Source organism: Citrobacter braakii (assembly GCF_009648935.1).
Classification (GTDB): Bacteria; Pseudomonadota; Gammaproteobacteria; order Enterobacterales; family Enterobacteriaceae; genus Citrobacter; species Citrobacter braakii.
In genome coordinates, this window is record NZ_CP045771.1 from 3,693,384 (window position 1) to 3,718,528 (window position 25,145).

General features: G+C 52.1%; 25 protein-coding genes and 1 pseudogene. 10 read left to right on the forward strand and 16 right to left on the reverse strand.

Annotated elements, in window-relative coordinates; genetic code table 11:
• Positions 1 to 10: 10 nt before the first annotated feature.
• Positions 11 to 547, reverse strand: coding sequence for a YniB family protein (locus GFC06_RS17285; protein ID WP_019076635.1), 537 nt, complete (start codon positions 545 to 547; stop codon positions 11 to 13).
• Positions 548 to 715: 168 nt separating this feature from the next.
• On the opposite strand from GFC06_RS17285, the gene hxpB reads away from it, so the two are divergent.
• The 4 genes and pseudogenes from hxpB (at position 716) to tcyP (ending at position 3,747) form a co-directional block, all read left to right on the forward strand.
• Positions 716 to 1,384 (forward strand): hexitol phosphatase HxpB, encoded by a 669-nt coding sequence (gene hxpB, locus GFC06_RS17290; protein ID WP_016156335.1) that lies wholly within the window; start codon positions 716 to 718, stop codon positions 1,382 to 1,384.
• Between the two features lie 30 nt (positions 1,385 to 1,414).
• Positions 1,415 to 1,537 (forward strand): annotated as a pseudogene (locus GFC06_RS17295) (SDR family oxidoreductase); the annotation flags it as partial.
• Positions 1,538 to 1,620: 83 nt separating this feature from the next.
• Positions 1,621 to 2,220 (forward strand): metal-dependent hydrolase, encoded by a 600-nt coding sequence (locus tag GFC06_RS17300; protein ID WP_087121839.1) that lies wholly within the window; start codon positions 1,621 to 1,623, stop codon positions 2,218 to 2,220.
• 135 nt (positions 2,221 to 2,355) lie between these two features.
• Positions 2,356 to 3,747 carry a cystine/sulfocysteine:cation symporter gene (gene tcyP, locus GFC06_RS17305; RefSeq protein ID WP_019078417.1) on the forward strand — a complete coding sequence of 464 codons (1,392 nt, stop codon included), beginning with the start codon at positions 2,356 to 2,358 and terminating at the stop codon, positions 3,745 to 3,747.
• A gap of 65 nt (positions 3,748 to 3,812) precedes the next feature.
• Here tcyP and cedA read toward each other — a convergent pair whose 3' ends face one another.
• Complete coding sequence (cedA, locus tag GFC06_RS17310; RefSeq protein ID WP_369707928.1) at positions 3,813 to 4,058, reverse strand: cell division activator CedA; 246 nt, start codon at positions 4,056 to 4,058, stop codon at positions 3,813 to 3,815.
• 209 nt (positions 4,059 to 4,267) lie between these two features.
• Between cedA and katE the strand changes: the two genes are divergently transcribed.
• Positions 4,268 to 6,526 carry a catalase HPII gene (gene katE / locus GFC06_RS17315; protein WP_141875107.1) on the forward strand — a complete coding sequence of 753 codons (2,259 nt, stop codon included), beginning with the start codon at positions 4,268 to 4,270 and terminating at the stop codon, positions 6,524 to 6,526.
• Between the two features lie 36 nt (positions 6,527 to 6,562).
• Here katE and chbG read toward each other — a convergent pair whose 3' ends face one another.
• From chbG to osmE, 7 genes are all read right to left on the reverse strand, one after another.
• Entirely contained in the window at positions 6,563 to 7,321 is a 759-nt protein-coding gene (chbG, locus tag GFC06_RS17320) for a chitin disaccharide deacetylase (RefSeq protein WP_047500828.1), read from the reverse strand.
• A gap of 12 nt (positions 7,322 to 7,333) precedes the next feature.
• Positions 7,334 to 8,689 carry a 6-phospho-beta-glucosidase gene (locus GFC06_RS17325; RefSeq protein ID WP_153690428.1) on the reverse strand — a complete coding sequence of 452 codons (1,356 nt, stop codon included), beginning with the start codon at positions 8,687 to 8,689 and terminating at the stop codon, positions 7,334 to 7,336.
• A gap of 124 nt (positions 8,690 to 8,813) precedes the next feature.
• Positions 8,814 to 9,656: a transcriptional regulator ChbR gene (chbR, locus tag GFC06_RS17330; protein ID WP_085951046.1), complete on the reverse strand. Its 843-nt coding sequence runs from the start codon at positions 9,654 to 9,656 to the stop codon at positions 8,814 to 8,816.
• Positions 9,657 to 9,666: 10 nt separating this feature from the next.
• Positions 9,667 to 10,014 (reverse strand): PTS N,N'-diacetylchitobiose transporter subunit IIA, encoded by a 348-nt coding sequence (gene chbA, locus GFC06_RS17335; RefSeq protein ID WP_003030618.1) that lies wholly within the window; start codon positions 10,012 to 10,014, stop codon positions 9,667 to 9,669.
• Positions 10,015 to 10,068: 54 nt separating this feature from the next.
• The gene (chbC, locus tag GFC06_RS17340) at positions 10,069 to 11,427 is read right to left on the reverse strand and encodes a PTS N,N'-diacetylchitobiose transporter subunit IIC (RefSeq protein ID WP_003030619.1); all 1,359 of its coding nucleotides are present in this window, start codon (positions 11,425 to 11,427) and stop codon (positions 10,069 to 10,071) included.
• A gap of 87 nt (positions 11,428 to 11,514) precedes the next feature.
• A complete protein-coding gene (gene chbB, locus GFC06_RS17345) occupies positions 11,515 to 11,835 on the reverse strand; it encodes a PTS N,N'-diacetylchitobiose transporter subunit IIB (protein WP_003832547.1) in 321 nt (106 codons plus the stop codon).
• Positions 11,836 to 12,132: 297 nt separating this feature from the next.
• Positions 12,133 to 12,474 carry an osmotically-inducible lipoprotein OsmE gene (osmE, locus tag GFC06_RS17350; protein WP_003030621.1) on the reverse strand — a complete coding sequence of 114 codons (342 nt, stop codon included), beginning with the start codon at positions 12,472 to 12,474 and terminating at the stop codon, positions 12,133 to 12,135.
• Positions 12,475 to 12,684: 210 nt separating this feature from the next.
• On the opposite strand from osmE, the gene nadE reads away from it, so the two are divergent.
• Complete coding sequence (gene nadE / locus GFC06_RS17355) at positions 12,685 to 13,515, forward strand: ammonia-dependent NAD(+) synthetase (protein WP_047498859.1); 831 nt, start codon at positions 12,685 to 12,687, stop codon at positions 13,513 to 13,515.
• Between the two features lie 106 nt (positions 13,516 to 13,621).
• Positions 13,622 to 14,536: an excinuclease Cho gene (gene cho / locus GFC06_RS17360; protein WP_131348439.1), complete on the forward strand. Its 915-nt coding sequence runs from the start codon at positions 13,622 to 13,624 to the stop codon at positions 14,534 to 14,536.
• On the opposite strand, the gene ves is transcribed toward cho, so the two are convergent.
• From ves to astC, 7 genes are all read right to left on the reverse strand, one after another.
• Positions 14,496 to 15,071 (reverse strand): environmental stress-induced protein Ves, encoded by a 576-nt coding sequence (gene ves, locus GFC06_RS17365; RefSeq protein ID WP_016152850.1) that lies wholly within the window; start codon positions 15,069 to 15,071, stop codon positions 14,496 to 14,498. The two genes, cho and ves, sit on opposite strands and share 41 nt — an antisense overlap.
• Positions 15,072 to 15,422: 351 nt before the next feature.
• On the reverse strand, positions 15,423 to 15,908 hold the full coding sequence (gene spy, locus GFC06_RS17370; protein WP_003030629.1) for an ATP-independent periplasmic protein-refolding chaperone Spy: 486 nt from the start codon (positions 15,906 to 15,908) through the stop codon (positions 15,423 to 15,425).
• Positions 15,909 to 16,257: 349 nt separating this feature from the next.
• Entirely contained in the window at positions 16,258 to 17,223 is a 966-nt protein-coding gene (gene astE / locus GFC06_RS17375; protein ID WP_153690429.1) for a succinylglutamate desuccinylase, read from the reverse strand.
• Entirely contained in the window at positions 17,216 to 18,559 is a 1,344-nt protein-coding gene (astB, locus tag GFC06_RS17380; protein ID WP_153690430.1) for an N-succinylarginine dihydrolase, read from the reverse strand. Before astB ends, astE begins: the two co-directional genes overlap by 8 nt.
• Positions 18,556 to 20,034, reverse strand: coding sequence for a succinylglutamate-semialdehyde dehydrogenase (gene astD / locus GFC06_RS17385; protein ID WP_153690431.1), 1,479 nt, complete (start codon positions 20,032 to 20,034; stop codon positions 18,556 to 18,558). The genes astB and astD overlap by 4 nt, the downstream gene beginning before the upstream one ends.
• Entirely contained in the window at positions 20,031 to 21,065 is a 1,035-nt protein-coding gene (gene astA / locus GFC06_RS17390) for an arginine N-succinyltransferase (RefSeq protein ID WP_016152846.1), read from the reverse strand. Before astA ends, astD begins: the two co-directional genes overlap by 4 nt.
• A complete protein-coding gene (gene astC, locus GFC06_RS17395) occupies positions 21,062 to 22,282 on the reverse strand; it encodes a succinylornithine/acetylornithine transaminase (protein ID WP_153690432.1) in 1,221 nt (406 codons plus the stop codon). The genes astA and astC overlap by 4 nt, the downstream gene beginning before the upstream one ends.
• Positions 22,283 to 22,726: 444 nt before the next feature.
• Here astC and xthA point away from each other — a divergent pair, with 444 nt between their 5' ends.
• The 3 genes from xthA to GFC06_RS17410 all read left to right on the forward strand — a co-directional run bounded on the left by xthA (position 22,727) and on the right by GFC06_RS17410 (position 25,120).
• Positions 22,727 to 23,533, forward strand: a complete 807-nt coding sequence (gene xthA, locus GFC06_RS17400; RefSeq protein WP_016156323.1) for an exodeoxyribonuclease III — start codon at positions 22,727 to 22,729, stop codon at positions 23,531 to 23,533.
• A gap of 223 nt (positions 23,534 to 23,756) precedes the next feature.
• Positions 23,757 to 24,413 (forward strand): TVP38/TMEM64 family protein, encoded by a 657-nt coding sequence (locus GFC06_RS17405; protein WP_194831202.1) that lies wholly within the window; start codon positions 23,757 to 23,759, stop codon positions 24,411 to 24,413.
• The gene (locus GFC06_RS17410) at positions 24,410 to 25,120 is read left to right on the forward strand and encodes a TVP38/TMEM64 family protein (RefSeq protein WP_153690433.1); all 711 of its coding nucleotides are present in this window, start codon (positions 24,410 to 24,412) and stop codon (positions 25,118 to 25,120) included. The genes GFC06_RS17405 and GFC06_RS17410 overlap by 4 nt, the downstream gene beginning before the upstream one ends.
• Positions 25,121 to 25,145: the final 25 nt, after the last annotated feature.

The following is a 25,145-nucleotide window of genomic DNA, read 5'->3' on the forward strand; positions in this document are numbered from 1 at the left end:
AGTGCAGCAGTTACAAAAAGCCCAGTAATGAAAAGAAGAAATAGCCAATCACGATAACGATCACCGGCAAAATATAGAGCGGGAAAATTTGTAAAAAGATCGTATGGTGCGGTACCACAATACGCGACTCAAGTTGCTCGCGTGATAACCCTTCACTGCCCTTTGCCTGTTCCAGAATCAACTGATCCTCAACGCCCTCGCGTAAATAACGCGCCTGACGGCTCATTCTGGCGCCTGAATCCTGCAATGCCAGACCGATAAAAATCAGAATGAAAATCAGCCAAAAAACGAGATTCAGTCCACTTTGAAAATCGGGCGTCGGCGAGTTATACCAAAACACGTTAAGAAAAGGTGTGTTCACACGCATCATGTCGATCATCACGTGTGCAAAATCGAGCATGACCGCGTTAATCCCTTCCTGCTTTTCGCTGTGCGCATACATAAACTTCAGTACTGAAACCAGGGTTGAAATCAGCGCGGGAATGAAAATCACCCATCCCACCAGCCTTTTCAAGATGGCAATGCGTCCAGCTTGTTGATACGTCATGAGTTCCCCTTGATTAAGACGTGTCATTTTGGCCTAAGTTTACCCGTTGATTATCGTTTTCGCCTGATCTTTAAAGGCGGTATACTGCTGAATTAGCCATAATGAACGCTCAGAGCCCGTCCAGGCTGGCTCTTAATCCCTTTTATCACCCGTAAAGGAGAGGTTGTGATGTCAACCCCGCGTCAAATTCTTGCTGCAATTTTCGATATGGATGGATTACTGGTCGATTCTGAACCGCTTTGGGATCAGGCCGAACTGGATGTGATAGCAAGTTTAGGCGTTGATATCTCCCGCCGCCATGAACTTCCCGATACACTTGGCTTACGCATCGACATGGTGGTTGATTTGTGGTTTGCACAGCAACCGTGGAACGGTCCCTCACGTCAGGAAGTAACCGAGCGCATCATTACCCGCGCAATTGCGTTAGTTGAAGAAACAAAACCACTGCTGCCGGGCGTGCGTGAGGCCGTGGCATTGTGTAAATCTCAGGGGTTGAAAGTAGGACTGGCATCCGCCTCGCCGCTGCATATGCTGGAAAAAGTGCTAACCATGTTTGATCTGCGCAGCAGCTTCGATGCACTGGCTTCTGCGGAAAAACTGCCCTACAGCAAACCGCACCCGCAGGTTTATCTCGATTGCGCGGCGAAACTGGGCATTGACCCTATAAACTGCGTAGCACTGGAAGACTCGGTGAACGGCATGATTGCTTCGAAAGCCGCCCGTATGCGTTCCATCGTAGTACCTGCGCATGAAAATCAGGACGATCCTCGCTTCGTTCTGGCCGACGTCAAACTGGCCTCGCTCACCGAACTCACTGCCGCTCACCTGCGCGGCTAATCCTGCGACGGGCAATGATCGCATTGCCCGCCTGCCGGACGCTGGGGCACGCCTGATGACCTGAAAGGCCCGGTCGTGTTCCTCGCAAGTCCTGCCTCGGACTATATACATGGCTATACGCTGGTCGTGGATGGCGGTTGGCTGGCGCGGTAAAGGCGCACTTGTGACAAAGGGTTACAACGTCACCTCTTCCGCCTACTGTATAAAACCCCTATACTGTATGAATCGACAGTTTATTGGGTTTTATCATGACGGCGGAAGGCCACCTTCTTTTTTCTATTGCCTGTGCGGTATTTGCCAAGAATGCCGAGCTAACGCCCGTTCTTGCGCAGGGTGACTGGTGGCATATTGTTCCTTCAGCCATTTTGACGTGCTTACTGCCGGATATCGATCATCCCAAATCCCTGCTGGGGCAGCGTCTGAAGTGGGTATCAAAGCCCATTGCCCGGGCATTTGGTCATCGCGGGTTTACGCATAGCCTGCTGGCGGTTTTTGCCCTGCTGGCCACGTTTTACCTGAAAGTCCCTGATACCTGGATAATTCCAGCGGATGCCTTACAAGGTATGGTTCTCGGTTATCTCAGCCACATTCTGGCCGACATGTTGACCCCGGCGGGCGTCCCCCTGCTTTGGCCCTGCCGCTGGCGTTTTCGTCTGCCTATCCTCGTGCCGCAAAAAGGCAACCAACTGGAGCGGTTTCTGTGCATGGCGCTGTTCGCGTGGGCAATCTGGATGCCGCAGACCGTACAAGAGAACAGTGCGGTGCGCTGGTCATCACAGATGATAAATACGCTGCAAATGCAGTTTAATCGTTTTATAACGCACCAGGTTGACTAATAAATCAGCCAAAAAGTTATTTTTGGTATAAACAATTCCATTTGAATATAAGAGGCAAGTCACAGTTCTGCTAATCTTGCGCCAACAGAATCACCGTCACACGGTGATACGCATAATAAGATCAGGAGAACGGGGATGAACTATCCATTAATCGCGAACATTATCGTGTTCGTAGTGCTGCTGTTCGTGCTGGCGCAAGCCCGTCACAAGCAGTGGAGTCTGGCAAAAAAAGTACTGGTCGGTCTGGTCATGGGTGTGGTGTTTGGCCTCGCCCTGCACACCATTTATGGTTCCGACAGCCAGGTTCTTAAAGATTCCGTACAGTGGTTCAACATTGTCGGCAACGGTTACGTCCAACTGCTGCAGATGATTGTCATGCCGCTGGTGTTTGCGTCTATTCTCAGTGCCGTTGCGCGTCTGCACAACGCCTCTCAGTTAGGTAAAATCAGCTTCCTGACCATCGGTACACTGCTGTTTACTACGCTGATTGCCGCGCTGGTAGGGGTTCTGGTGACCAACCTGTTCGGCCTGACCGCAGAAGGTCTGGTGCAAGGTGGGGCCGAAACCGCTCGTCTGAACGCGATTGAAACCAACTATGTTGGCAAAGTAGCTGACCTCAGCGTTCCACAACTGGTGTTGTCGTTTATCCCGAAAAACCCGTTTGCCGATCTGACCGGAGCTAACCCGACGTCAATTATCAGCGTGGTTATCTTCGCTGCATTCCTCGGTGTTGCCGCACTGAAGCTGCTGAAAGATGATGCGCCGAAAGGCGAGCGTGTGCTGGTTGCTATCGATACCCTGCAAAGCTGGGTGATGAAGCTGGTTCGTTTGGTGATGCAGTTGACACCATACGGTGTTCTGGCGCTGATGACCAAAGTGGTTGCAGGCTCCAACCTGCAGGACATCATCAAGCTGGGTAGCTTCGTCGTGGCCTCTTATCTCGGTCTGGGCATTATGTTCGTGGTACACGGGATCCTGTTGGGTGTTAACGGCGTTAGCCCGCTGAAATACTTCCGCAAGGTGTGGCCGGTGCTGACTTTCGCCTTCACCAGCCGTTCCAGCGCAGCCTCAATTCCGCTGAACGTTGAAGCGCAAACCCGTCGTCTGGGCGTGCCTGAATCCATCGCCTCTTTTGCCGCCTCCTTTGGCGCCACCATTGGCCAGAACGGTTGTGCAGGGCTGTACCCGGCAATGCTGGCAGTAATGGTCGCCCCGACCGTCGGGATCAACCCGCTGGACCCGATGTGGATTGCCACGCTGGTCGGTATCGTCACCGTCAGTTCCGCAGGGGTTGCGGGTGTGGGTGGCGGTGCAACGTTTGCCGCGCTGATCGTCCTGCCAGCTATGGGTCTGCCGGTCACGCTGGTTGCGCTGCTGATTTCCGTTGAGCCGCTGATCGATATGGGCCGTACCGCGCTGAACGTGAGCGGTTCTATGACAGCCGGTACGCTGACCAGCCAATGGCTGAAACAGACCGATAAAACAATTCTGGACAGCGACGATAACGCCGAACTGGCGCATCGCTAAGTCTGTTCGACTGAAAAACAAAAAAACCGCCGGAGTGTCATGCTCCGGCGGTTTTTTTATATCCATTAATCGCTCAGTTCATTTTCCTGGCGAACCTGATTAGCCCAGCGTTGCGCTGATTCCGGGACCGTAAATGCAGGTGAACGCTGAAACGCCTCCCCTATTAAGACAAAAGCGACATATTTTCCGCGCAGTATCCATACGTCACGAAACGCATCCATTTTAACTGCATGCTCTGGTGGGGCTGGCTCCACGCGAGGAACATAGCTAATTACCGGACGATTTTGTTGGCGAAGAGGTTTCATAATCAGTTGCTTCACTAAAGACTAATTCTAAAAATCAGAAAACGGCTATCTTAGCCGATTTTGCCTCCTGACGTCCTGCCTTGCGTGCGCTGTTTGCCTGGTTCATCGCGCTTTACGCCCTCGGTCAGTTCCTGCACCACTGAGCAAGTGGTCTATAGTTAAAGCTTTTGACGGCAACAACGACCTTTAAGCGATGAAAACAGGAGACGAGTTTAATGTCACAGAATGATAAGCACCCACTCCATCACTCAGCGCCGGTTCATGATGCCAGCGAATCCCAGCCAGGACTTGACTCACTGGCGCCAGCAGACGGTTCACATCGGCCAACACCTGAACCCACGCCACCAGGCATGCAGCCCACTACGTCCGGCAGCTTAAAAGCGCCTGACACCAAAAGTGACAAACTCAACGCGCTGGATAGTTTTCGTAAAGGCAGCGAAGATTTTGCTCTGACAACCAATCAGGGAGTGCGCATCGCAGACGATCAGAACTCTCTGCGCGCAGGAAACCGTGGGCCAACTCTACTGGAAGACTTTATCCTGCGGGAAAAAATCACCCATTTTGATCACGAACGCATCCCGGAGCGGATCGTACATGCCCGAGGTTCGGCCGCTCATGGTTACTTTCAGCCCTATGCCAGCCTCAGCGCGACAACGAAAGCGGACTTTCTGAGTGATGAAAATAAAATCACCCCAGTTTTTGTCCGTTTCTCTACGGTTCAGGGCGGCGCAGGCTCAGCGGATACGGTCAGAGATATTCGAGGATTTGCGACCAAATTTTATACTGAGGAGGGCATTTTCGATCTGGTGGGAAACAACACACCAGTCTTCTTCATTCAGGATGCCCATAAATTCCCGGATTTCGTTCATGCGGTAAAACCGGAACCGCATTGGGCTATCCCACAGGGTCAAAGCGCCCACGATACCTTTTGGGATTATGTTTCATTACAGCCAGAAACGTTGCACAACGTTATATGGGCGATGTCCGACCGGGGTATTCCACGCAGCTATCGCACGATGGAAGGCTTTGGCATTCACACGTTCCGGTTGATAAATGCGCAAGGGAAAGCCACCTTTGTCCGTTTTCACTGGAAACCGCTGGCGGGCAAAGCTTCGCTGGTATGGGATGAAGCGCAAAAACTTACCGGTCGTGATCCCGATTTTCATCGCCGCGATCTGTGGGAAGCTATCGAAGCAGGCGATTATCCGGAATACGAACTGGGGCTGCAGCTCATTCCTGAAGAAGACGAATTCAAGTTCGATTTTGACCTGCTCGACCCGACCAAGCTGATCCCGGAAGAGCTGGTTCCGGTGCAACGCGTTGGTAAAATGGTGCTGAACCGTAATCCGGATAATTTCTTCGCCGAAAATGAACAAGTCGCTTTTCATCCCGGACACATCGTCCCTGGTATTGATTTTACCAACGATCCCTTGCTGCAAGGCCGCTTGTTTTCTTATACCGATACCCAAATCAGCCGCCTGGGCGGGCCCAACTTCCATGAAATACCGATTAATCGCCCGACCTGCCCGTACCATAATTTCCAGCGTGACGGCATGCATCGTATGGACATCGATACCAACCCTGCCAACTATGAACCTAATTCCATCAATGATAACTGGCCGCGTGAAACGCCGCCGGGGCCAAAACGCGGTGGATTTGAGTCATATCAGGAACGGATTGAAGGAAACAAAATCCGCGAACGTAGTCCCTCTTTTGGCGAATACTATGCGCACCCTCGCCTGTTCTGGCTAAGTCAGACGCCAATTGAACAGCAGCATATTATCGGCGGATTCAGCTTCGAACTCAGCAAAGTTACGCGCCCCTATATTCGGGAAAGAGTGGTCGAACAGTTAGCCCATATTGATACAGCCCTCGCCGAGGCGGTTGCCGATAATCTCGGTTTTGAGCTAACCGAGGAACAGGCCAAAATCGCCCCACCGGCTAACGTCAATGGTTTGAAAAGTGCGCCGTCACTCAGTTTATATGCGGGTGCGCAAGGTGAGATTAAGGGCCGCGTGGTCGCCATTCTACTTAATGACCAGGTGAAATCGGGCGACCTGCTTGCCATCATGCAAGCCTTACAGGCCAAAGGCGTTCACGCCAAACTGCTCTATTCCCGAATGGGTAATGTGGTTGCCGATGATGGTTCCGTCCTGACAATCGCCGGTACCTTTGCGGGTTCACCATCGCTGACCGTCGATGCGGTTATCGTTCCGTGTGGCAATATCGCAGATATCGCTATGAACGGTGATGCCCGATATTACTTACTCGAAGCGTATAAGCACTTAAAACCTATCGCACTGGCTGGCGATGCGCGTCAGTTTAAAGCAACGTTGGATATCAAAACTGAAGGAGAAGAAGGCGTGGTGGAGGCAGACAGTGCAGACGCACAGTTTATGGATACCCTGCTGACGCTAATGACTGCGCACCGCGTCTGGTCACGCGCCGGAAAAATCGACACGATCCCTGCCTAAAAAAATGCGGCGCATTATGCGCCGCAAACTCAGGAGTTAGACGTTCAGAAAACTGCCAAGACGATAACCGCGTTCCGCAATAGCATATTTCAGTGACGGAGACGTCAGCACGTCGAGCTCAGTTAAGCGGGGGTAACAGTAGGCACTTTGACGAATAATGTCATCGATAAAGGCCGGATGACACATCACTTCCAGCGAGGACTCTCCCCGGTCTGCTGACGCGTCAAGCGTTTGCAAAAACAGGGCTTCAGAAATCTTTTCGCCATAAAACTCGCTGCTGAATCCCTGGGAAGTCCGTAACGTCTGCGGAAAGTCAGACGCCTGGAATACCGCCTGACGATCGATCCGTAACGCAATCCCCCGTTGGGCAGCAAACCCGGCCACGATAGGGAAAATCTGCGGGAACATATGCACATGGTGATGGCTATCCAGATGCGTTGGCTCCCGCCCGAACAGGTCAATAAAACGCTGATACTGCGCGGCCAGTTCCTGAGAAATTTCATCCAACGGCAAGGTGTCTTCTTCAGCCATCTGCCAGATCCATTTTCCCAGTAACCCGTCACGAGTAAGGCCTGGCATTGCCGTCAACGGCCTGCCCAGCGTCAGAACAAAATGCATCCCAACGGCAAGTTCAGGAATATCGCGACTCAGCTGTACCGCATGGTCAATGGCTGCGCCATTAACCAGTGCGGTTGTCGAGGTGACCACGCCATTGCGACAGGCTTCAACAATGCCGTAGTTTTGTCCTTTACTCAGGCCAAAATCATCCGCATTTACAATCAGTACGCGTTCCATAGCCGACCTCAGTTAGTGTTGTTCGCTTTTGAGTTTCTCGATACACCCGGCGAAGTTTGGCAGCCATTTTTCATGCGCCAGAATCAGCTCACGCGCCAGAATCTCGGCATCGCTGTCAGAATGCAGCAGCGGACTCAGGTTCAACGCCAGCAGCACATCATTCAGCTCACCGCTCAGTGCCGCATTGCTCGCCGCGACTTCAAAGCCTTTAATGGTATAGATAAGGCCGAGCACTTTCTCATCAAAATGGGTAATACGTGGGTGCGGCGTGGCGCCGTTGCGTCCCAGTGTACAGGTCATCTCAACCGCCCAGTCAGCCGGGATATTGTCAACATGCCCATGGTGCGGAACGTTGACATAGTGCTCGGTCTGTTTGTCGTTGTAGATGGCGTTGATCACTTCACAGGCCGCATCGGAGTAATAGGCTCCACCGCGCTGTTCCAGCTCTTTCGGTTTCACGTTCAAATCCGGGTTTTTGTAGAGATCAAACAGTTGTTTCTCCACTTTCTGTACCACCTGAGCGCGAGCGCCGCCCTTATAGTATTCACCCATTTCAATCGCCAGCATCTCTTTTGGCTTGAAGTAATAGAGCAAATATGAGCACGGCAGCAGTTTCAGCGAGCGAATCAACCCTTCACTGAACGGCAGATCGAAGATGTTCTTCACGGTGGAGGCTTTCAGTTGACCTGAAGCCACGCCATCCAACAGTTCATCAAAGCGTGATTTACCATTCACCAGTACGTCTTTAATAAAGACCATATGGTTCAGACCGAACAGATCGATGGATAAGTCATCGCTCTCTTTCAGCGCCAGCACATCGCTAATGAACATTTTCATGCCGACAGGAATATTACATACACCGATGAATTTCTTAAAATTCGTATGGCGATAGACCGCTTCCGTCACCATCCCGGCCGGGTTAGTAAAGTTAATCACCCACGCATTCGGGCACAGTTCTTCCACATCTTTGACAATATCAAAGATAACCGGAATAGTACGCAGACCTTTGAACAGCCCACCAGCGCCGTTGGTTTCCTGCCCCAGATACCCGTGACTCAGCGGAATGCGTTCATCCTTTTCGCGGGCTTTCAGTTGCCCTACGCGCAGCTGGGTAGTAACGAAATCAGCATCTTTCAGCGCTTCACGGCGGTCCAGCGTTTTAAACAACTTCATCGGCACGCCAGCTTTATCGATCATGCGCTGGCAAAGGTCAAAAATAATGTCCAGCTTCTCTTTTCCATCGTCGACATCAACCAGCCACAATTCAGAAACCGGTAATTCATGATAGCGCTTAATAAAGCCTTCAAGTAACTCAGGGGTGTAGCTGCTCCCGCCACCGATAGTGACGACTTTTAATTTCTGGCTCATACTTTCTCCCTTCAGTGTCAAAACACTGACGTGTATTATGCTCAACCCGTTTGTCAGATATAGCGTGGCTGTCCCGACGCTATTTTGGGCAAGCTATAAAAAATGGGTTATTGGCAAATAATATCTACTGATTAAATTCAGTTAATTTCTTACGATAGCTATTAGGTGTAAATGACGTCAGCTTTTTAAACGTTTTAATAAACAGACTTGGACTACTGTAGCCAGATTCGTAAGCAATATCCGTTACAGAATAGTTAGTCATTTCCAGCTGTTTTTTAGCAAAGTTAATGCGGATTTCATTAATGATCTGCATCGGCGTCTTGCTGTAATAACGCTGGGTTGCACGGGTCAGATACTCCTGGGATTTCGCGGACAGGTGTACCATGTTTTCCAGCGCATTCTCGCTAAACTGCCGTTTGTCATGCATGGTCTCCACGGTGGTTTTAAGCCACTGCGGAATATCATCCAGCACCTGCTCTTCGCGATGATGGCGCAACCGGTTAATAATATAGAAGGTGACCACTTCTACAAATTCATCCAGTCCACTCTCGCGAAAGTTCAATGATGCAATAACCGTTTCAATGTAAGTGAGAAACGAATTATTCGCCCGATAGACCTGTGATGCAACGAAACAAAATGGCAGCAGCGGGTGGTAGTGCTGTTCAAAAAAGCGTTTACTGATACCGACGTTCAGGATCCTTGTCGCCCCAAAATCATAAAAACTCTGGTGGTGCGATCCCAATGGAATAAAAACAAAGTCCCCGCGTTCGAGCAATACGCGTTTACCGTTGATTTCCTGATAATAGCGCCCGGTTAAAACCAGGGTAAATTCGTAGTAGTCATGCTGATGCAGCCCGCTGATGCTCTCAGTTTTGTTGTAGATGAACACATGGAAATTTTTGCCATTAAACAGCTGCTGCTCATAGACGGTTTTAATTTCCGGTGCGTTAATCTGTAGCTGCATTATGCACTCCTCGCTATTTCAGCTTTTCGTGAAGCTCAATCAGTTCAGTCACCAGCTCACGCGCCAGCATTGATGTCATCAGGTGGTCTTGAGCATGAACCAGCACCAGGCTAACTTTCATTTTACCTTCGCCCTGATCGCCTTCAATCAGTTTCGTTTGCACGAGATGCGCTTCATTCAGCGCCAGACGGGACTGGTCCATCATAGCCTTAGCTGACTCGAAATCGCCTTGCTTGGCCATTTTGAGCGCGCCGTACGCCAGGCTACGCGCCTGACCGGAGTTGATGATGAGGCCCATCACCACTTCTTCAAGTTCTTCTGCTTCTGACTGCGTGTCGACGATGTTCTCGATATCCAACATACTTTTTCCCTCTGGTTCAGTCCGGCATGACCGTGAAGCCATGCCGGATTAAATTTAGAATTTCAATGCGTTAGCGATATCTTCTTCGCTTTCTTCTTGATCAATAACGTTCTGCGCTTTGTTGGCTACCACCACGAACGGCAGGTAAACCAGCGTGGCGATACCGAGGTTGAACAGCGCAACCAGCAGAGCAGCAACGCTACCGTTGGTGTTAAAGAACGCGCCCAAACCGGTTGGCATGGTCCACGGTGCGATGTTGGTAATCGGTGGAATAATGCCGGAGTAATAAGCTGCCAGCGTAATCGCCGCCAGAATCGGCTGCACCAGAATGAACGGGATAAACATCACCGGGTTCATGATGATCGGCAGACCGAACAGGATAGGTTCGTTAATCTGGAACAGGCCTGATGGCAGTGCCAGTTTAGCAACCTGACGATAATCCGGACGACGCGATGCCAGGAAGATAGCGATGATCAGACCCAGCGTAGCCCCGCTACCCCCGAGGAAAATATAGGAGTCGAGCATCGGTTTCGCCCAGACGTGGAAGGTCTTTCCGGCTTCCAGCGCGGCGTCTACGGAACCAAACTGTTGGTAGATGGAAATGTTTTCCAGCGCCCATGGCGTCATGATACCGCTGTCCAGCGCGGTCAGCGCCAGTGAACCGTGAATACCGAAGAACCACAGCAGCGGAACAAAAATCACGTAGGCCCAGCCCACCACGCTGCCCAGCGATGCCAGCGGAGTTGAAATGGAATCCATGATGATCTGGTGGAAGTTCGTACCCCAGGTGTTCAATGCCCAGGCGATGATCCCCATAATGGAGAGGATAAGGAAGCCAGGAATCAGCGCAGAGAAAGAGCGCGACACGGATGTCGGTACGCTATCAGGTAATTTAATTACCCAATTGCGACGGACCACAAAGGTGAACATTTCCGCGACCGCGAGGCCGATAATAATACCGGAAATAATATTGGCACCGCCGAGCCAGTTCGCGCCAACGGCATAGGCTTCACCCACGCTATATGGCGTTACGGTCATAAACGCGGCGACGGATAACAGCCCGGCAGCCAGAGAGTCGACTTTGCGTTCTTCTGCCAGCGCCATACCGATAAAGAACGGCGCCATCAATGACATGATACCCAGCGTACCGTTATAGACGTTTCCACCAATGCCTTTCAAACTATTCAGCGTTTCAATAGTTGAAGCATCAAGTCGAATGCCCATTGAATAAAAAAACGACCCCTCCCCAAAGCTCAGGAAAACGTTATTGATTAATACAAACATGGCCCCTGCGAGGGTTAACGGCATTAAACGAATAAAACCGTTTTTGATTGCATTAACGTGTGGCTGCTTTCCAATTTTTACAGCAAAAGGAAGGAGTACCTTTTCAAGTGAAGCAATAGCGTTACTCATAGAAAAATACCCTTAAATACCGCAATTAATAATTGCGGTGAATGTTAATGAAATAACTCTTTGACGGGAAAAATTAAAATAAAATAATTAATTTGCTGCGGCTTTTTTAATTGCTGCAACCGCAGCCTTAAGCACGCCTAAACCATCGACTTTGCCATACAGCAGCGAGTCAATCACTTCCACAGGCTTGTTGGGTAACAAACGCTGAATTTCGGGCAACATATAAGCAATTTGTGGACCTAATAATACAACATCGGCCACTGGACCTTTTTCTCCGGCCAGCGTTTCAGGAAACGCTTCAATAATAACCGGTACTTCGTATTTTTCGGCCTGAGCACGCATCTTCGAAACCAACAATGAAGTCGACATGCCCGCAGAACAAAACAGATAAATGTGTTTCTTTTCCATTAAAACGATCCTCATGTGCGATTATCTGTCACCAGACACTCCGCAAGCCCTAACCTGCATCCATGCTCTGGGTAACTTGCGTCAGCTAAATTACTTTTTTAGGTGGCTGAAATGAGTATACGGGATTGCACCGGCGGATGGTATTTCCTTGACCAACTAAATTGTCTCTCCTTGACCTGGCGTTATGACCACCCTCACACTTCAGGCAAATAATTCGCGTCAATAATTAAGATCGTGTGACATAAAAAAACCGGCGCAGTGGCCGGTTTTCCCGAGTGCTCAGGCAATAAACAGTTGTTACTTCTTCGCTGCCTGCGGGTCGGTGTCGTACTCTGCGCAGGTCTGGTAGCCAGAGTTAATCACGTGTCCGGTGTCATCTAAAGCAACAAAATAGGTCTCAGCTTTACCATCTCGTTGACCCAGGATGTAGGTCTGACACGTCCCACGCGCATGGATCATACTGACTTCGGAAGACGGTTTACCGGCAATCTGCGCTACCTGCGCCCGGCTCATCCCTTTCTTCACATCTTTCACCACGGGCTGAACAAATTGGTCTTTCGTACGATCGTAAGCCGTACACCCTGCCAGCATAGTCAAAACAGCCGCTGCGCTCAGAATTCCTGTTAGATTCTTGTTCATATTCCGTCCTCTTGTATTTCAGCGTGTTATATAAGCCTGGAGCACAACAACGCATTTTTCAAGCAATCAGAGGATACTTAGGTGGTTTCGGAAAATTCTATTAAAACAAAATGATGCTATATCAGGCTCGCATCCCTTGTCGTTTGGGCCTCAACGCGTTAGCTTTAACACATCATTTTTTTGATCATTTTATTTTTCGGAGGGGGTTAAATGACTCTGCAGCAAGAGATTATCCAGGCGCTTGGCGCAAAACCGCACATCGATGCAGAAGAAGAAATTCGCCGCAGCGTGGATTTCCTGAAATCGTATCTGCAGACCTACCCCTTTCTGAAATCGTTGGTGTTGGGAATTAGCGGCGGACAAGACTCAACGCTCGCGGGAAAACTGTGCCAGATGGCGATCACCGAGCTGCGAAAAGAAACGGGTAATGACGCACTGCAGTTTATTGCCGTACGCCTACCGTATGGCGTTCAGGCCGATGAGCAAGACTGCCAGGATGCCATCGCCTTTATTCAACCGGACCGCGTACTGACCGTCAATATTAAGGGCGCGGTGCTGGCCAGCGAGCAGGCCCTGCGTGAAGCGGGTATCGAACTGAGCGATTTTGTGCGTGGCAATGAAAAAGCCCGTGAACGTATGAAGGCACAATACAGTATCGCCGGCATGACCAGCGGCGTTGTCGTGGGTACCGATCATGCTGCAGAAGCCATCACCGGATTTTTCACTAAGTACGGCGATGGCGGTACCGACATTAACCCACTATTTCGTCTGAACAAGCGCCAGGGCAAACAACTGCTTGCCGCGCTGGGGTGCCCGGAGCACTTATATAAGAAAGCACCAACTGCCGACCTCGAGGACGATCGCCCTTCTCTGCCGGATGAAGCCGCACTCGGCGTCACTTACGACAACATCGACGACTATCTGGAAGGAAAAACGCTGGATGCCGACGTCGCAAAAAAAATTGAAGGCTGGTACGTGAAAACTGAGCATAAACGTCGCACACCGATCACCGTGTTTGATGATTTCTGGAAAAAAGCGTAATCCTTTTCCCTTCAAAATGCCGGGTAGCGCCAGGATTGGCACTATCTGGCATTAGCCTGCTGAATCTCATGCCGCTTTTTTAATCGCCCTCAAACTGCTACACTGGATGAATAACCAGCATCTGGAGTCAACAGTGGTACAGCGTCAATCAGCCCCTCGTCTGACATTTGAGGCAGCGGCAATCTATGAATATCCCGAGCACCTGCGCCCGTTTTTGAGTGCGCTTCCCACCGCGCCAGGCGTCTATCTGTTTCACAGTGATAGCGACACCATGCCGCTTTATATTGGTAAAAGTGTCAATATTCGCAGCCGTGTGCTGGCGCATCTGCGTACCGCAGACGAAGCGAGTATGCTGCGTCAGGCCAGGCGCATTAGCTGGATTTGTACGGCAGGAGAAATTGGCGCCCTGCTGCTGGAAGCGCGGCTTATCAAAGAACAGCAGCCCCTGTTTAACAAACGGCTGCGACGCAATCGCCAACTGTGTGCCTTGCAGCTTACCGATCGAACGGTTCAGGTGGTTTACGCACGAGATATTGATTTCTCCCACGCCCCCAATCTGTTTGGCCTGTTTGCCAACCGCCGCGCAGCGCTACAGACGCTGCAAAGCCTCGCCGATGAACAACAGCTGTGCTACGGCCTGTTGGGGCTGGAACCCCTGAGCCACGGGCGCGCCTGTTTTCGCTCCGCGCTTAAACGCTGCGCCGGAGCCTGCTGCGGGAAAGAAAGCCCTGAAGCACATCATTTGCGTCTGGTAGAAGCCCTGGAAAGAGTGCGCGTAATCTGCTGGCCGTGGAGCAATGCCATTGCGCTGCAGGAAACCCGCGCTGAAATGACGCAGTACCATATCATCAATAACTGGCTGTGGCTGGGAGCCGTTTCAACGCTGGATGAGGCAGCTACACTCGCGCGAATGCCGGCCGGCTTTGATCAAGATGGCTACAAAATTCTCTGCCGGCCTATTCTGTCTGGTCAATATGACATTATTGAACTGAGTCCGGAGAATGCCCCGGCATCCAGTTAATCTCGCTGAACAGCAGTTTCCCCTCGCGTTCCAGCAGTCGTAACGTGTGTTTACCGTCGTGCCAGCTTGCACCCTGATCGACGGTCAACAACTTATCACCCAGTTGCCAGGCTCCGCTGATAACAAACACTACGCCGCCGCGCGAACCAAAGGTCGTAAAGGTGCGATCGGCAACTCTGACTTTTGCCTGGCAGACATCCCGTCGGGTCATGATATTAAAATCCATCGACATCTGCCCTTCCGTCAGCTTCGCTTTTACCACCTTGTCACCGGCAAAGGTAAAAGGCTGATGCTGTTTCAGGGTATGCGTGAAGGTGTTCGGCTCTTCCAGCGTCACTTCTCCACCTTCCAGCAGGGTAATCACGCGTTCTACGCCGGGAAAAAGAGAAAACTCCCCATTCGCTGCGATGGAGGCGATACTCGCCCGCCAGTGAAAATCTCGTGTTGCTGGCGGAAAACAGCAAATCTCACGCGTTTCTCCCGCACCATTTCGCCACAGATTGACCGGCATTTTGCGGATATCAAAGTATTCCATCATCCCTCCAGAAAGGCGCAGCACGGCAGCCCACCGTAAACAGGCAGCCATAAATCATCATTGTTATGTTCACCCTGCAGATTATTGTTATCGGCAGCAGAGTTGATTTGCCTTAGCGATGAACCCGGTGTTTTGCAAAAAAGAACAACGCGCTATCCAGGTGGAGTTTTCGCGGGCTTCAGGAGAATAACGTGTCACAAGCGCGGTGCAAGAGGCAGCAAAGAAAAAACCGCCGATCCTGCCCACCTCGTTAAACGTGTTGTGGACAAGAGCGGCGGTCTTGAGTTTGGTTTCACACTGTGCGGCAATCAGCACACACAGCGTGAATGATATAGTGTAGACGCTGAACGATTACTCAGCAGCTTGCGGCATTTTACCCTTCTGCGCGGCACGTTCTGTCAGACGCTTCTCAAAATTGGCATTAAACTGCTTTTTCTGTTCCGGGGTCAGAATGTTGTAAATCTTGTTCTGAGTTTCCATGTGCGCCAGCATGTTGGCTTTGCGCTGTTCTTCCATCTTCGCAATCTGCGCTTCCGCTTTCGCTTTATCAAAGCTATCGCTGGCGATGATGTCGTGCATTGCGCGGCGCTCTTCCAGCGGCGGACGTTTCATCTGATCGCGCTGACCTTTCATGATCTCGCGAATCTGCTGTTTCTGCGCATCGGTCAGGTTCAGGTCTTTAAACATCATGTCATGATGCGGGGCAAACTTACCGTTGTGGTGCATCATTGGTTTGGCATCAGCTGGCGCAGCTGTTGTCGTGTCAGCGGCGTGGGCTAGGTTAGCAGCGCCCAGCGCCAGGGTAGAGGCAACAAACAGAGCAGTCAGTTTACGCATAATAATTATCCTTTCTTTCAGTTATTTTTACGACACTCATGCGACTCTTATGCAATGTGATGTCGTGTTGACGAGATTAACTTTACCGGCTTAAGCGTCAATTAATCAGAGCAACGGTAAAACAATGAAAGTGTAAAAAACAAACTTTCATCAATTATGGAGAAAAAAAGAATAAATTGCGCAGAGTTGCAATAAAAAATTACAACAGGATGATTTTGAAGGGATTATGAAGAACTATACCTCATCCCTGATTATTAAGAAAGCAATTCACCAGGAATAATCCGTAATAAATAAAAACAGCACGCAAAAATAAGCCCTTAGGGATAAACCAAAAGGGCATATATATTTGTCACAATTTTTCGAGCATCAATCCGGCACGTAAACCACAGGCCACGTTTGGATTTGGAAAAAGAACGTATTCAACATCATGGGTGACGGTAAAACGTTCATCACCGTCCTGCGCCAGCAAGGTGCCCTCTGTAAAAGGGGTAAAGTTGAGCGTCTGGTTATCCATGTGAAGAATGAAATCGTCGCTACGCCGCGTGATTTGCGACACCACGCGGTAACGCAGCGGAGATGTTTCTCCCGGTGACATTCGCTCGCCCTGCAGCAGCTTCGCCAGTGCATCTGCCGTCTGCGCAAACTGAGCCAGATCGTTTTGTCCAAAGGGCAGCGCTTTACCCAGTTCCAGCGTGCAGGCCAGCGCGCCAAAATGTTCAGCGCTAAAATGGGTGAACGTGCCGCCAGGTGTCTGATGGAAAACCAGCGCCTCCAGCCCTGCCTCTCCCAGCCATCCCAAAAAATCTTCGTCCCAGGCAACGTTGCGTTGTGGCAACACGCCAAAGCGCAGATGCTGCGAGCCGCGAATCGCGGTGTGCAGATCCAGATGCCAGCGTACTGGCTCTTTCGCCCGCGAATAAAAATCCTCCAGACACAGCTCAAGCTGATGGGCTCGGTGCGTTTCTTCACTCGCGGCAAAAATCTGCCAACGGCCGCCAAACATACGGTTCAGGTCGCTATGACAATAACGTTGTCCCGCCGCCAGCGCCTGCGGGTTCCCCAGAATCACCAGCAGCCGCCATGTCAGCGTTAGTTCACCGCTAAACAGCCTGGAGAGAATTGAATCAAGTATCTCTACCGGGGCCGTTTCATTACCGTGGATCCCCGCAGACAGCACCAGCGAATATTCCGCCGGAGTGTCCGGCGTCAGCTCCAGAATTCCGTGACCAATCCACTGCCAGGAAAAGCCGCGAGCTGTGCCCTCGGTTGTCTCGGGGGTTATCCCTGCCAGCGTCTGGGCCAGAAAATTATCCATGGCTGGTCCTCTCCTGCTGGAAGGGATACACAGAGCCGAGGTTGAGCAATTGCGTCAACGTATCCAGCGCTTCACGCCCCTCACGTAACAACTGCGGGTCGGCAAGGTCGGCGGCGGTAAGACGATCGCGATAGTAACGGTCGATCCAATTATTCAGCGTGTTAAACAGATTATCGTTCATGATAACCGCCGGATTTACGGCCTGCAGCTCCTGTGGCGTAAGCACCACTCTCAGGCGCAGACATGCCGGACCGCCGCCGTTGGACATACTTTCACGCAGATCGAATACCTGCAGGTCATCGATCGGATTGTCTTCCTCGAGCAGACGGTTCAAATACCGCCACACGCCCGCATGCTCCCGACACTCCTGCGGCAGGACCAGCATCATCGAACCGTCATCACGGCTCAATAGCTGGCTGTTAAACAGATAGGTGGTCACCGCATCCTGCACCGACACTTCCGCAGCCGGGACTTCCAGCGGGGTAAAACCTGCCACCTGACTGCGTAACTGCTCGAACAACGCCTGCTGTCTGGCAAACGCCAACTGATGACAAAACAGTACCTGGCGATTCGACACCGCAATCACATCGTTATGAAACACGCCAAGATCGATAACGTCCGGGTTTTGCTGGGCAAAAATGCGCTGATGCGGGTTAACCTGATTCAGTCGGGCGACCGCCTCGCTGGCCTCACGGGATTGCCTCGCCGGATAGCGCTTCGGATGGGATGCATTCCCTTCTTCACGACCGTAAACAAACAGCTGTACGCCAGGGTCGCCGTAATCCCCGCCGAGGCGGTTATGGTTTGCCGCACCTTCATCACCGAATAGCGCAACCGGGGGTAACGCACCGTGGACCGTAAAACTATTCTCATCACGGAAAATCGCCCGTAGCAACGCTTCGGTGGTCGGCGCTTCCAGCGAACGGTGAAACTTATTATTCAGATTCGCCACCGTCAGATGCACTTTCCCGTCCAGCGCATCGGCTGAAGGGCAGACCGTTGCCGCATTCGCCACCCACATAGACGATGCGGAGCTGGCGCTGGAGAGCCAGTGAGGCGCCTGACGCGCCACGTTCTCCAGTATCTGTTCGTCGCGGCCGGTAAAGCCCAACTGACGCAGCACCGGAATATACGGCCGCTCATGAGGCGGGATCACCGCCTGGGGAAATCCCGCATCCGCCAGCGCTTTCATCTTTAGCAGACCCTGCTTCGCCGCCAGACGCGGGTTCGATACCTGAAAACGATGTTTGGTTGAGGCCTCATTACCAAATGACAGCCCCGCATAGTGGTGGGTCAGCCCCACCAGACCATCAAAATTTACCTCACGGGCTTTCATAGCTTATCCTCGCGAGAAAAATCCAGGCCGGGGCTAAGCGTCGTTGGCAGCGTTAAGGCCGGTGATTCCAGACTTGCCATCGGCCAGGCGCAATAATCTGCGGCATACCACGCGCTGGCGCGATGGTTCCCGGAAGCGCCAACGCCGCCAAACGGCGCTGTACTCGCCGCGCCGGTTAACGGCTTATTCCAGTTGACGATCCCGGCCCGCGCCTCGAGCAGCAGTTGATCAAACTGGCTGCGATCGGGGGAAACCAACCCACACGACAATCCAAAGCGGGTGTTGTTCGCCATACGAATTGCGTCATCAAAGCTGTCATAACGCCAGACGCCAAGCAGCGGTCCAAAGACCTCTTCATCGGGTACGTTCGCCGCCCCGGTCAGTTCGATGATCCCAGGGGTGAGCAGTGACGTTCCGGCTTGCACCAGACGTGGCGCTAATAGCGTTCGGCCCCCTAACGATTCCAGACGCTGCCAGGCATCATAGACATGCCGCGCGGCCTGTTCGGAAATCAGCCCGCCAATAAATGGCTGCGGTTCTGCATCCCAGTTGCCGGGCATTAAACGCTGGCTGACGTCCACCAGGCGCGTCAGGAACGCATCCCCCTGCGCGCCTTTTTTAACTAACAGGCGACGGGCGCAGGTACAACGCTGTCCGGCGGTGACAAACGCGGACTGAATAGTCAGATGCACTGCGGCATCAATATCTTCCGGGTTCTCAATAATCAGCGGGTTGTTGCCCCCCATCTCCAGAGCGAGGATTTTTTCCGGCTGGCCGGATAGCTGTCGATGCAGTTGATAACCAGTATTGGCACTGCCGGTAAACAGCAGGCCATCGAGGTCGTCCTGCCCGCTCAGCGCCTGCCCCGTATCGCGACCGCCCTGCACCAGGTTCAGCACGCCCGGCGGCAATCCCGCCTGCTCCCACAGCTTTGTCACGGCTTCACCGGTCCACGGCGTCAGCTCGCTGGGTTTGAAAATCAATGTGTTGCCTGCCAGCAGTGCCGGAACAATATGACCATTGGGTAAATGGCCAGGGAAGTTATACGGGCCAAAAACCGCCAGCACGCCGTGCGGGCGATGGCGCAACGTCGCTGCGCCATCCGGTAATTCGCTGTGATGCTCTCCGGTACGTGCATGCCAGGCTTTCACGGAGATGGCAATTTTATTGATCATCGCCGTCAGTTCCGTGGCGGCTTCCCAACGGGGCTTGCCGGTTTCCCGGGCGATAATCTGTGTGAGTACAGCTTTATTGCTTTCCAGCAATGAGGCAAATTTTTCAACAATGGCCTGGCGTGCGCCAAAGGGCTGTTTAGCCCAACTGGCAAAGGCTGCGCGCGCGGCCCGGCACGCCTGCGCTACCTGGGCTGCATCGGCATCATTGCCCTGCCACAGCACATCACCGCTTACGGGATTGGTTTTCACCCGACGCTCGCCCAGCCCCGTCACCCAGTCGCCGTTTATCCATAATGTCATGCTGTTTTCTCCTCTGCACAAAGACGCACAAAACGTACATGGTCGCCCGCGTGACATTTCAGGGCGTCCAGTTGCGCCGCCGTCAGCACCAGACGCTGAGTATCCGGGTCAGCACGAACCAACATGACGCGGAAATTTTGATAATTTTCATTGGCAACCAGACAAGCAGGATAGTCGCCCGGCGCAGGCTGCCCTTCAGCCACCTCCACCAGCCTGCTCTTACGGATAGCCCGTACCCGGTCAATATCGCATTCCAGGGTCGGTCCGCCGTCGAAAATATCGACGTAGTTGCGGTAGCGAAATCCTTCTTTCTCCAGCACCGCCCGCGCAGGAGCCGTTTGCGGATGCACCTGACCAATCACGCTTTGCGCTTCGTCAGACAGGAAATGGGTATAAATCGGATGCTTAGGCATCAGTTCAGCAATAAAGGCTTTTTGCCCGGTTCCGCAGAGAAAATCCGCCCGGCTAAACTCCATTGAGAAAAAACGTTTGCCGAGGCTTTGCCAAAACGGAGAGTAGCCGTGTTCATCGATCACGCCGCGCATCTCGGCCACGACCTTCTCATTGAATCGGTCACGAAAGGCCGCCATAAACATAAAGCGCGACTTCGACAACAAATAGCCGTTGCCTTCTTTACGCCAGTCCGGATCGAGAAACAGAGAACAAAGTTCGCTACTGCCCGTGTGATCGTTACTCAGAAACAGCGTCGGCAGCGCGTTATACACGTTCAGCTCTTTCGAGGCGTGCACCAGAGTACCGACCCGGTAGTTGTACCAGGGATCGTTAAGCCCCACCGCCACCTCAATGGCGCAAATCCCTGCCACGGTTCCGCTGGCGCTGTCTTCAAGCACAAACACATATCCCTGCTCACTTTTGGGCAACTCACCGCGCCAGGTTTGTAGCGAACGTTCGATACGCGCCATCAGCGTAGCTTCATTCGCCGGTAGCGAGGTCAACCCGCCGCCGGTCTTACTGGCAAGCTGCATCAGCGCGGTGATATCAGCGCGTTCAATGGGACGAATCACCATCATGATGAACCTCCTGCTTTAATGCGTTCGCAGGCCAGCGCAAAGCGATCCAGTCCGGTGGCGATTTCTTCTTCGCTGACGTTTAACGCTGGCGCAAACCGCACCACATTAGCGCCAGCAATCAGCACCATCACTCCGGCAACGGCCGCTTCTTGCGAGATGAGTTTTGCTTTCCCGGCAAATTCCGCGTTCAGCACACAGCCAATCAGCAGTCCGAGTCCACGAATTTCACTAAACAGTCCAAAACGTTCGTTAATGGCGTTAATACGCTCCACAAACCAGTCGTGGCGCTGTTTCACTCCGTTAAGCACTTCCGACGTGTTAACAATTTCCAGCAGTTTTCCCGCCACCGCAGTGGCCAGCGGGTTTCCGCCGTAGGTTGTACCGTGCGTACCGACCGTCATCACACTGGCGCAACGCTCTGTCGCCAGCAGTGCGCCGATGGGGAAACCGCCGCCCAGCGCTTTCGCTGTCGTCAGCAGGTCCGGCGTAACGCCGTAGTGCATGTAGGCATACAGTTCGCCGGTACGACCAACTCCGGTCTGAACTTCATCAAAAATCAACAGCGCATTATGGCGATCGCATAATTCACGCAACCCCTGCAAAAAGGCGTTTGTTGCCGGCACTACGCCACCTTCCCCCTGCACCGGCTCCACAATAACCGCACAGGTGTTGTCATCAATCAGTTGACCGGCAGAGTCGAGATCGTTATACACCGCATGGCGGATATCCGGCGGCAGCGGCGCGAAGTCCTGTGAATAGGCGGGCTGTCCTCCGGCGCTGACGGTAAACAGCGTGCGACCATGGAAAGCATTTTTAAACGCCACAATGCCGCTCTTCTGGCTACCAAAACGATCGTGGGCATATTTACGTGCCAATTTTAATGCCGCTTCGTTAGCTTCTGCGCCAGAGTTACAGAAGAAAATACGCTCGGCAAAAGTGGCATCAATCAGCTTTTTCGCCAGGCGCAGCACCGGCTCGTTGGTGTAGCCATTTCCCGTATGCCAGAATTTGCTCGCCTGGTCGTTTAATACCTCGCGCAATGCCGGATGTGCATGACCCAGCGCGTTAACCGCAATGCCTCCCGCGAAATCGATATACTCTTTACCCTGCTGATCCCACAGACGTGAACCTTCGCCACGCACCGGAATAAAAGGGGCCGGAGCGTATACGGGCATCATCCATTCATCAAAATTTTCACGCGTAATTGACAGAGACATAGCGACCTCAACGGTAAATAAAAAGTTATTCATATGTTAATAAATATAGTGTTTGCGGTGTAAATGTAGATTGCAGGCTTCGTGCCAGCCAGCGAAAAAAGTGCATAAACGGAGGACGGTGACGGAATATCAACGAGTTACAACCTGACGATATTCACTGTATGTGCATATAAAGTGAATATGTTTGCGTACCAGATGACTAAACAGAGGAAAAAACGCAATTTTATTCAGTTGCCAAATATAATTCTGGAATTGTGATCGTATACGAAATTTATCGGAAATTATTGCTCTATTCCGACGAGCTACGCGCCAAAACGGTGCAGTTTTTGCTCCATCGTTAACACCATTAGCAATCATTGTTGGAATCAGGTGACAAGAAGCAGTCAGCCTGCAGAAATTCTGCTACCATCCTTGCACTATTCATCTTGCAAAGTGGCAGCGACTATGAAATTTGTCTCTTTTAATATCAACGGCCTGCGTGCCCGTCCCCATCAACTGGCAGCCATTGTCGAAAAACACCAACCGGATGTTATTGGCTTACAGGAGACAAAAGTCCACGACGATATGTTCCCTCTCGAAGAGGTAGCAAAGCTGGGTTATAACGTCTTTTATCACGGTCAGAAAGGCCACTACGGCGTAGCACTATTAACGAAAGAAACGCCGATTGCGGTGCGTCGTGGCTTCCCGGGTGATGGCGAAGAAGCGCAGCGTCGTATCATCATGGCGGAAATTCCGTCCCCTCTGGGCAGCATCACGGTGATCAACGGCTATTTCCCGCAGGGCGAAAGCCGTGACCATGAAACCAAGTTCCCGGCCAAAGCCGCGTTTTATCAGAACCTACAAAACTATCTGGAGACTGAACTGAAGCGCGACAATCCGGTATTGATCATGGGCGATATGAATATCAGCCCAACCGACCTCGATATCGGTATTGGCGAAGAGAACCGTAAACGCTGGCTGCGTACCGGCAAATGTTCCTTCCTGCCAGAAGAGCGCGAGTGGATGGAGCGTCTGCTGGGCTGGGGCCTGGTAGATACCTACCGTCACGCCTGGCCTGAAAAGAACGACCAGTTCTCGTGGTTTGATTACCGCTCAAAAGGCTTTGATGATAACCGTGGCCTGCGTATCGATCTGCTGCTGGCGAGCAAACCGCTGGCGGAGCGCTGCGAAGAAACCGGCATCGACTATGAAATCCGCAGCATGGAAAAGCCGTCCGACCATGCGCCTGTATGGGCTAAATTCCGCGTCTGATCGTCTGCGTATTTTCACTCTCCGGGCCAGGCCTGGAGAGTCTGTTTATTCTGTGCAAAATCAATAAAGCCACGGTAATACATTGTTGCAGCCGGAAATTTATTATATCTTCGCGCGCACTTTTCGCTGACGAAAACGCTACATTGCATTCGGTTTTACAGGAGAACCCCCATGAAAAAGAAGTTCGCATAACGCAGAATATCGGCTGCTAATTGTTGCGGTATTGTTCTGCGTTCTGGCGGGAGTTTTCCATCATTACGGTCTGACCGATCTGATCACCAATTTCCATCATTTACAAGATATCATCCGCCAAAGCGGCCTGTTCGGCTATACCCTTTATATCCTGCTGTTTATAGTTGCCGCGCTGTGTCTGATCCCTGGCAGCATTCTGGTGATCGTCGGCGGTGTGCTGTTTGGCCCGGTGACAGGGACGCTTATCTCGTTAGTGGCGGCAACCATGGCTTCGGCGCTGTCGTTTATGCTGGCTCGCTGGCTTGGCCGGGAATTACTGCTGAAATACGTTGGCCATACGGCAACGTTTCAGGCTATCGAAAAAGGCATTGCCCATAGTGGAGTAGACTTTCTGATCCTGACCCGGCTCGTGCCACTGTTCCCCTATAACATTCAAAACTATGCCTATGGGCTAACGGCCATTCCGTTCTGGTCATTTACCGTGATATCTGCGCTAACCACCTTGCCCGGCATCTTTATCTATACGCTGATGTCGCACGAACTGGCCAGCGAAGGGATTAGCTGGGCATTTATCGGTAAGCTCAGCGTTGCGGGGCTGGCGCTATTCGTCCTCGTTCAGGCAGCCAAAGCCTGGGCGCGGCATAAACATGTCGATCCGGCGCCCGGTCACGAGTACGCGGGTAAATGATCAAGATGAATAAAGCCCGGCGGACACGCTATTACCGTATAAGCTTGCTTGCCCTGCTGCTGCTCGCCCTGATGGTGTGGGCGTGGATACCTGGCGTGAGTGATTTTCTTCACGGCAGTCTGGCGGCATTTACCACGCTCGATCAGCATGCTCTTGAGAACTTCATTCGTTCTTACGGAACCCTGGCGGCGGTCGTGTCGTTCTTCCTGATGATCTTACAAGCCATCGTCGCGCCGCTTCCCGCCTTTGTGATCACCTTTGCCAATGCCTCGCTGTTTGGCGCATTTTGGGGCGGCGTACTGTCCTGGAGCAGCGCGATGGCTGGCGCGGCGCTGTGCTTTTTTATTGCCCGCGTTTTAGGTCGCAGCGCGGTGGAAAAACTGACCGGAAAAACGGTGCTGAACAACATGGACACTTTTTTCGAGCGCTATGGCAAGCACACAATTCTTGTCTGTCGCCTGTTACCTTTTGTGCCGTTCGACCCGGTAAGCTACGCATCAGGCCTGACCTCGATTCGTTTTCGCCATTTCTTCATCGCCACCGGCATCGGTCAGTTACCGGCCACTATCGTCTATTCATGGGCTGGAAGCCTGTTAACCGGCGGCACATTTTGGTTTGTTACCGGCTTGTTCATCCTGTTCGCTCTGAGCGTGGTGATTGCCGTGGCCAGAAGCCTTTATCTTGAGCATCAACGGAAAAAGACCTGAGTCTTTCCCCCATTTTCAGCAATGG

Excerpts from the sequence above, each read along its gene's own strand:
- cho (WP_131348439.1), top strand. The coding sequence starts at position 13,622 with ATGAATAACCAGCATCTGGAGTCAACAGTGGTACAGCGTCAATCAGCC.
- osmE (WP_003030621.1), bottom strand. The coding sequence starts at position 12,474 with ATGAACAAGAATCTAACAGGAATTCTGAGCGCAGCGGCTGTTTTGACT.
- chbA (WP_003030618.1), bottom strand. The coding sequence starts at position 10,014 with ATGTTGGATATCGAGAACATCGTCGACACGCAGTCAGAAGCAGAAGAA.
- astD (WP_153690431.1), bottom strand. The coding sequence starts at position 20,034 with ATGACATTATGGATAAACGGCGACTGGGTGACGGGGCTGGGCGAGCGT.
- chbC (WP_003030619.1), bottom strand. The coding sequence starts at position 11,427 with ATGAGTAACGCTATTGCTTCACTTGAAAAGGTACTCCTTCCTTTTGCT.
- GFC06_RS17325 (WP_153690428.1), bottom strand. The coding sequence starts at position 8,689 with ATGAGCCAGAAATTAAAAGTCGTCACTATCGGTGGCGGGAGCAGCTAC.
- xthA (WP_016156323.1), top strand. The coding sequence starts at position 22,727 with ATGAAATTTGTCTCTTTTAATATCAACGGCCTGCGTGCCCGTCCCCAT.
- katE (WP_141875107.1), top strand. The coding sequence starts at position 4,268 with ATGTCACAGAATGATAAGCACCCACTCCATCACTCAGCGCCGGTTCAT.
- tcyP (WP_019078417.1), top strand. The coding sequence starts at position 2,356 with ATGAACTATCCATTAATCGCGAACATTATCGTGTTCGTAGTGCTGCTG.
- nadE (WP_047498859.1), top strand. The coding sequence starts at position 12,685 with ATGACTCTGCAGCAAGAGATTATCCAGGCGCTTGGCGCAAAACCGCAC.
- astA (WP_016152846.1), bottom strand. The coding sequence starts at position 21,065 with ATGATGGTGATTCGTCCCATTGAACGCGCTGATATCACCGCGCTGATG.
- chbG (WP_047500828.1), bottom strand. The coding sequence starts at position 7,321 with ATGGAACGCGTACTGATTGTAAATGCGGATGATTTTGGCCTGAGTAAA.
- astE (WP_153690429.1), bottom strand. The coding sequence starts at position 17,223 with ATGGATAATTTTCTGGCCCAGACGCTGGCAGGGATAACCCCCGAGACA.
- astC (WP_153690432.1), bottom strand. The coding sequence starts at position 22,282 with ATGTCTCTGTCAATTACGCGTGAAAATTTTGATGAATGGATGATGCCC.
- GFC06_RS17285 (WP_019076635.1), bottom strand. The coding sequence starts at position 547 with ATGACGTATCAACAAGCTGGACGCATTGCCATCTTGAAAAGGCTGGTG.
- spy (WP_003030629.1), bottom strand. The coding sequence starts at position 15,908 with ATGCGTAAACTGACTGCTCTGTTTGTTGCCTCTACCCTGGCGCTGGGC.
- GFC06_RS17410 (WP_153690433.1), top strand. The coding sequence starts at position 24,410 with ATGATCAAGATGAATAAAGCCCGGCGGACACGCTATTACCGTATAAGC.
- ves (WP_016152850.1), bottom strand. The coding sequence starts at position 15,071 with ATGGAATACTTTGATATCCGCAAAATGCCGGTCAATCTGTGGCGAAAT.
- hxpB (WP_016156335.1), top strand. The coding sequence starts at position 716 with ATGTCAACCCCGCGTCAAATTCTTGCTGCAATTTTCGATATGGATGGA.
- chbB (WP_003832547.1), bottom strand. The coding sequence starts at position 11,835 with ATGGAAAAGAAACACATTTATCTGTTTTGTTCTGCGGGCATGTCGACT.
- astB (WP_153690430.1), bottom strand. The coding sequence starts at position 18,559 with ATGAAAGCCCGTGAGGTAAATTTTGATGGTCTGGTGGGGCTGACCCAC.